The sequence below is a fragment of the Actinospica durhamensis genome (assembly GCF_018139695.1).
GTDB lineage: Bacteria > Actinomycetota > Actinomycetes > Streptomycetales > Catenulisporaceae > Actinospica > Actinospica durhamensis.
This window is the reverse complement of record NZ_JAGSOG010000025.1, coordinates 46,512-53,405: the sequence shown is the minus strand read 5'-3', so window position 1 is coordinate 53,405 and position 6,894 is coordinate 46,512. Positions and strand designations below refer to the sequence as shown.

The window sequence follows — 6,894 nt, the reverse complement described above, 5'->3', positions numbered from 1 at the left end:
CCCCCACCCCGTCCGCCTCCGCCACCACCGGCGGCAGCGGCGGCTCCTGCGCGGCCGCGTGGAGCAACTCCACCGCGTACGTGTCGGGCAACGAAGTCTCGTACCAGGGTGAGAACTGGACCGCGAACCAGTGGAACTACAACGAGGTGCCCGGCGGCCCCTCGGGTGCCTGGAACAGCGACGGCAGTTGCGGCTGACGTTCGAGGCCTGGGAACAGCACGCCACCCGGGACCGGTGGCCGCGACGCGTCGCGGCCACCGGGTCCGAACGCATGCCGCCACGCCGGAATCGGGCCACCACCCCGATCCGGTCCTCCCGCGCGCGACCCCTCTTGACAGGTCGGCGTCGCAGGAGTTTTGTGTACCCACCGAGACATGTGGTCCAGACCATTCCCACGTGAGTCCTGGCCGCGGTCCGGAAACCCGACGCGTCCGTCCCCCTGCGGACGTTGGCCACCCACCTTGCCAACCGGGAGCAGCACACAGTGAACAAAAAGGCATTCGTCCGATCCGCCGCGGCGACCGCCGGCGCCGGCGCCATGGCCGCCGCGCTCGCGGTGACCACGGCGACTTCGGCCCACGCGGCCTCCGCGTGGCCGGCCCACGTCTTCGCCCCCTACGTCGACACGGGCCTTTACTACTCCGGCAACCCGCTCACCAGCTGGGCGTCGTCCTATGGCACCAAGTACTACACGCTCGCCTTCGTCGACGGCAGCGGTTGTGCCTGGTCGCTGCCGAGCGAGTCCACCTGGGCGCCCGACATCTCCGCCCTGCAGGCCGCGGGCGGCGACGTCAGCGTCTCCTTCGGCGGGTACACAACCGACAGCGACGGCACCGACCTCGGCGCGACCTGCTCCTCGGCGAGCGCGATGGCGACCCAGGTCGAGGGCGTGGTGACCACGCTCGGCGTCACCCACCTGGACTTCGACATCGAGTCCAGCGAGCAGGACAACTCGGCCGACCTCGCCCGCACCGCGCAGGCCCTGGCCCTGGTGCGGTCCTGGGGCAGCGCGAACGGCAAGTCGCTGTTCATCTCCTACACCGTCCCCACCCTCTCCACCGGCCTGACCTCGGAGGGCCTCGCCGTGATCCAGGCGGCCGCCGCCAACGGCTTCACGCCCAACGTGGTCAACGTCATGGCGATGGACTACGGGACCTCGGGCACGGAGATGGGCACGGCCGCGGACTCGGCGATCACCGCCGTCGCGAGCCAGGTCGCCGGCACCTTCAACGTCTCGAGCTCGACCGCCTACGGCATGCTCGGGGTCACCCCGATGATCGGGCAGAACGACAGCTCCGGTGAGATCTTCACCCTCGCCGACGCCTCCACGGTCGAGTCCTTCGCGGCCTCGAAGGGGATCGCGTGGACCTCGTTCTGGTCCGAGGGCCGCGACAACGGCGGCTGCTCCGGCAGCACCTCCGCCAGCTCCTCGTGCAGCGGCCTGACCCAGAACACGGGCCAGTTCACCCAGATCTTCCAGGGCTTCACCAGCGGCTCCACCTCCACCGGCGGCTCGCCGAGCGCCAGCGCGAGTGCCAGTGCCAGGCCGAGCCCGTCGGCCTCCGCCACCACCGGCGGCTCCGGCGGTACCTGCGCGGCGGCGTGGAGCTCCTCCACGGCGTACACCTCAGGGAACGAAGTCTCGTACAACGGCCACGACTGGACCGCGAACCAGTGGAACTACAACGAGGTGCCCGGCGGCGCCTCCGGTGCCTGGAACGACGACGGCGCCTGCTGACGTCCGGTAGCACGACCTAGGGAGTGTCTTCAAAGGGTCGTCGGATCAGGCCGCGGCGTCTGACGCGTGCGCTCGCAAGGCGCCGGGCCGTGCGCATACTCGGTCGTCTGTAAACGGTCCGGCAACGCCGCGAGCGTGCGTGGCAGGCGTCGCGGCCCCGGCGAACCTTTGAAGACACGACCTAGCACCACCGCCTGACACCCGGCGGGCCACCGCGTTCGCGCGAGGGCCCGCCGGGTGTCGAGGCATGCCCGTTTCGCCTCGTCAGCAGGCTTGCGGGAGCCCGCCATGGCGGGGTTCCGCCACGCGGCCGACCTTCCGGTTCCCCTTCCGCTTCATCAGTATTCGAATTCAACCGGGTGCTGCCGCCCGGCTGATGAAGAAGCGGAAAGGAACCCACGTGTACGCATACATTCTCAGGAGACTGACGCTGGCCGTGGCGGTCGCGGGGATGGCGCTGAGCCCCGCGCTGCTCTCGGCCGCGCCCGCCCAGGCCGCCACCGCGAACCCGGGGGCGGTGACCGCGGCCACGGCGCAGTGGCAGAAGTCCATCGCCCACACCACCGAGCAGGGCGCCGGCTGCTATCAGGCCTCGTACCCGTCGCTGTCCTGGCACGCCGTCGCGTGCGTGGCCGCGCCGGAGATCCCGTTCGCCCCGGCCGCGTCCCACGCGGCCGCCGCCCACGCCGCCCCGCAGACCGTCGGCGACGGCACCGACTACTCCGCCGTGGTCTCCGGCCTGATCACCAAGGCCACCGGCACCTTCACGAACGTGAGCTCGGGCATCACCGAGAAGGGCGCGGTGGACGGCAGCGGCTCGCAGGTCTCGAACTCGTTCTCGCTCCAGCTCAACAGCCAGTTCTTCACCGGCAGCCCGGCCTGCTCCGGCGCCAGCTCCCCGTCCAGCTGCCAGGCCTGGCAGCAGTTCGTCTACACCTTCAACGGTGGCAGCACGGGTGAGATCTTCATGCAGTACTGGCTGATCGACTACAACGCCAGCTGCCCCTCCGGCTGGTACAGCTACTCGCCGGACTGCTACACCAACAGCTCCGCCACCGAGGTCAGCGCCGTCACCGCCAAGCAGCTGGCCACCGTCAACCTGACCGGCACCGCGGCCTCGGGCGGGAACGACGCGGTCTCCCTGTCCATCGGCTCCGGCACGGCGGTCACCGTCACCAACAAGGACACCAAGATCGACCTCGCCACCAACTGGAACACCGCCGAGTGGGGCGTGTACGGAGACGGCGGAGGCAGTGCCGCCAACTTCGGCAGCGGCAGCACGATCGAGGCGCAGACCTCGCTGACGGACACCGCCTCCGGCGCCCCGAGCTGCGTCGAGGAGGGCTTCACCGGCGAGACCAACAACCTCAAGCTCACCTCCACGCCGGCGCTCGGCACCGAGTCCTCGCCCACGATGGCGACCGAGCAGACCAACGGCACCTCCGGCACCGCCAGCTGCGCCACCGCGGCCGGCTGAACGATCCGAACGAGCTGAACCATCTGAACGATCTGAACAGCTGAGGCGGGTACGGTCCTCTCGTCGCCCACGGGGAGGACCGCACCCGTCTCATCGTTGCGGGCGGCTACGATCACGGCATGATCAGGATCGAGCTGGACGAGTCGAGCGTCGCGCGCACCCGCATCGTGATCAGTCCGCTGTGGGAGGCGCTGTGCAGCCTGCGCCTGCTCGCGCGCTATCCCGACGAAGCGCCGTTCCCGTACTCCGGCTGGGCGCGGCGGGCCCGCGAGGCGTACGGCGCCGACCCGCACGGCCTGCTGGAGCTGGTCGCCACGAGCGCGTACCTGCCGGACTTCTTCTGCCCGGTTCCGTCCGAGGCGGGCCCCACGATCGAGCAGGAGCTCGCGGCGCTGCGCGAGACCGATCACGCGCTGATGCGCCACCAGCTCGGCCGGGCGCCCGCGTTGGCGCCGGCCATGGCCGTGTTCCGGGACGAGCCGGGTGCGGCGCTCGAGCGCCTGGCCGAGGCGATCGCAGCGTACTGGGACGGCGCGTTGGCGTCGTACTGGCCGCGGATGCGCTCGGCGCTGGAGGAGGAGGTCCTGGTGCGGGCCCGGGTGCTGGCCGCGCGGGGAGCCGAGGCGTTCCTCGGCGATCTGCACGACCGGGTGCTGTGGGAGGCGCCGACGCTCACGCTCGTGAAGTCCCCCGAGTTCGCGTTTCCCAGCGCGGGACGGCGTCTGGCGCTCATCCCGCTGATCTTCTCGGCCGGCGCGCTGATGTGCTCGACGGATGATCCCGACACCCTCGCGGTCTCCTACCAGGCGCGCGGCGCGGTCGTGCTCGCCGACGGATCGAGTACGCAGCGGGCCGCGGCCGCCGCAGTCCCGGCCGACCGGTTGGCTCTGCTCCTCGGATCCGGCCGGGCCTCGGTGCTGCGCGGTCTCTCCCGCCCGAGTACGACCGTCGGCCTGGCGAACCAGCTGGGACTTGCGGCCAGCACCGTCTCCGCGCATCTCGCCGGCCTGCACGAGGCGGGCGTCGTCTCGCGGCAGAGGGTGGGGCGACGGGTCTTGTACGGGCTCGAGCCGGTCGGGCGCACGCTGGTCGAGGACCTGTCCGGCGGTCCGCGGCTGCGCGCCGCGAGCTGACCGGGCCCGATCCACCCTGACCCGGGCGCCCGAGGATTCGCCCGCGACCGAATCGATTTCGCCTCGATCTCAGCGCGCATACGTTCGCCACGTGATGTGATGCGCCGCGCCGCGGATGCCGCGGCGCGCGCACGGGACTCCCACGAACGTGAACAGGGTGATGCGCGTGTCCGGTCGATTCAAATCCTTCCTGGCGATGCTGGGCTGGTGGGAGATGCTCCGTACCCGCGGGACCAGCCGGGTGCTCGGGCTCAACGGCCTGGTCGACGCCGCGGGCACGGGTCTCGCGGCGATGTGCCTGCCGTTCTACCTGGTGCAGGTCGCGCACCTGAGCGGGGCGCGGCTGGTGGCCGTGCTGACCGTGGGCGGGGCGGTGGAGATCCTGTGCGCGGTGCCGAACGGCGCGCTCGCCGCACGGTTCGGCGTGCGCGGATTCTGCGTCGCCACCCGGGTCGGGCAGTGCGTGGCGTTCCTCGCGCTGGCCGTGACCCACCAGTTCGTCCTGCTGCTCCTGCTCAGCGCGCTCATCGGTGCGCTGCGCGCCGGCGGCGGGGGACTGCTGCAGAGCCTGATGACGGCCGCGCTCGACTCCCGCGACCGTACGAGCCTGATGGCGGCCGTGCGCGCCGTGCGCAACGTCGGCTACCTGGCGTCCGGGGCCGCCGGCGCGCTGATGCTCGGGATCGACAAGCCGGTCCTGCTCTCGGCCGGACTGGTCGTCAACGCCGTGTCCTTCGCCGCGGGCGCGGTGCTGGTGCGCAAGATCCCCGCCGCGGCGGCAGCGGCCCGTCCGGATCGGCTCGACTGGTCGCTGCTCAAGGACTTCAGCTACCTCGGCCTGATCTGCTGCTCCGCGGTGTTCATGAGCTCGGTCGTCGTGCTCGACATCGCCCTGCCGCTGTGGGTGCTGCGCACCGGCACCGTTCCGCGCTGGACCATCGGCACCGTCGTGATCATCAACACCCTGGCCGTCATCGCGCTCCAGCACCGCGTGGCGAGCGGCATCGGCACGCCGCGCGCCGCACTGCGGGCTCTCGGCGGGGCCGCCGCCGCCTTCGTCGCGATGGCCGGGTTGATCGCGTTGTCCGGAGCGCACGTCGGGCTCGGCGCGGTGGCCGTCCTGCTGGCCGGAGGCATGCTCACGCTCGGCGAGATGCTGGAGGGTCCGGCCTGGTGGACGCTGGGCTCCGAACTGTCCGCGCCGGGCCGTGACAGCCAGTACCTCGCCGCGTTCGACCTCAACATGGCGCTGGTGAACATCGCGGGACGCGTACTCTCCGTCGCGCTGGTGCAGGCCGGATCGCTCGGCTGGCTCGTCTACGGCGTCCTGCTCCTCGCCGCGGCCTTCCTGGCCCGGCACCTGACCGCGCTGCGCCTGCGGCACGGGAAGGTGCGCACGAACGTCGTGGCGGCACCGGTTCGCGCGGATATCGGGGCAATGTCCTGAACGATCACGGCATCGGATGCCAGACTCTCGGCAGGAGCGTGCGCTGCCGAGAGTCGCGGTCGGCGGTGCGGGGAGAAGAGTGCGGGTGTATGAGGGGGCTGTCATGTCTTACGGTTCGCCCGGACCGAACCGGCGCGTGGCCGGTGCGCGTCGACCCCGGCCGGAGGGAACGCCGCAGAAACCGCGCAATCGCAAGCGGATCCTCGCGTGGGCGGGCGCAATCGCCACGGCCGGGGTCGGGGCGCTGATCGTCGCGATCGCGACCGGCCTCGGCAACGACGCAGTCGCGCACATCACCGCCCAGCAGCCGGCCGCGGCCACCGGTGCGCCGGCGAAGATCGATCTGGTGGACCCGGTGCCCGAGCTCGGCGACACACACGTCGCCGCCCAACCGCTCGTGCTCTCCGCCGACGACCTCGACCAGATCAACTCGCTCGACCAGGACACGCCCGCGTACGAGGCCTGGTTCGCGTCGCACGGAGCGGTGGACACGGAGCGCACGGACATCGAGATCGTGGTGGAGGGAAATCGCAGCCATCAGGTGCGGATCATCGACATCCAGCCCGTGGCCACCTGCTCTGATCCGCTGAACGGCACGTTGTTCTACTCCCCGCCGTCCGGGAACGACACCTCCACGCAGCTGTTGCTGAATCTCGACGAGCCGGGCTCAAGGCCCTCTTATATCGCTCCGGCGCCGAACGGGGAGGCCACCGCAGGCGCCGATTTCTTCGGCACCTACACCGTCTCGCTGAACCAGGCGGAGCAGTACACGTTCAACGTCATCGCCACGACGGAGGTGCACTACTGCTCCTTCACGCTGAACATGACGGTGCTCGATGACGGGCACACGGTGGTCGAGAACATCGACGACAACGGCAAGCCCTTCCAGGTGAGCGCCGTGATCGACCCCGACCCGACCGATCCGCGCCCCGGCGAGTTCGCCGCGTACCAGGAGCTTTACATCGGCGGGGTCGGGAACCACGGCGGCGCCGACAACGCCTTCGGCGTGCCGATCTGGGCACAGGCCGATCCGCAGACCTACCAGCCGTAGTCCCTCAGGGGCTTGACCCGCACGCCGGTCTGACGCCATAGTGCTTTC

6 protein-coding genes are annotated in these 6,894 nt (G+C 70.9%); all 6 read left to right on the top strand.

All coding sequences use genetic code 11. The features are described from left to right. Positions 1–197: carbohydrate-binding protein (locus KDL01_RS08275; protein ID WP_368861533.1), on the top strand; the 197-nt coding region annotated here is incomplete at its 5' end. 287 nt (positions 198–484) lie between these two features. Continuing rightward, positions 485–1,738, top strand: coding sequence for a chitinase (locus tag KDL01_RS08270; protein ID WP_212527778.1), 1,254 nt, complete (start codon positions 485–487; stop codon positions 1,736–1,738). 400 nt (positions 1,739–2,138) lie between these two features. Beyond that, positions 2,139–3,215 carry a hypothetical protein gene (locus KDL01_RS08265; RefSeq protein WP_212527777.1) on the top strand — a complete coding sequence of 359 codons (1,077 nt, stop codon included), beginning with the start codon at positions 2,139–2,141 and terminating at the stop codon, positions 3,213–3,215. A gap of 119 nt (positions 3,216–3,334) precedes the next feature. Next, positions 3,335–4,348 (top strand): ArsR/SmtB family transcription factor, encoded by a 1,014-nt coding sequence (locus tag KDL01_RS08260; RefSeq protein ID WP_212527776.1) that lies wholly within the window; start codon positions 3,335–3,337, stop codon positions 4,346–4,348. Positions 4,349–4,514: 166 nt separating this feature from the next. Beyond that, a complete protein-coding gene (locus KDL01_RS08255; protein WP_212527775.1) occupies positions 4,515–5,795 on the top strand; it encodes an MFS transporter in 1,281 nt (426 codons plus the stop codon). 103 nt (positions 5,796–5,898) lie between these two features. Continuing rightward, a complete protein-coding gene (locus tag KDL01_RS08250) occupies positions 5,899–6,846 on the top strand; it encodes a hypothetical protein (RefSeq protein WP_212527774.1) in 948 nt (315 codons plus the stop codon). Positions 6,847–6,894 lie beyond the last annotated feature (48 nt).

Excerpts from the sequence above, each read along its gene's own strand:
- KDL01_RS08260 (WP_212527776.1), top strand. The coding sequence starts at position 3,335 with ATGATCAGGATCGAGCTGGACGAGTCGAGCGTCGCGCGCACCCGCATC.
- KDL01_RS08250 (WP_212527774.1), top strand. The coding sequence starts at position 5,899 with ATGTCTTACGGTTCGCCCGGACCGAACCGGCGCGTGGCCGGTGCGCGT.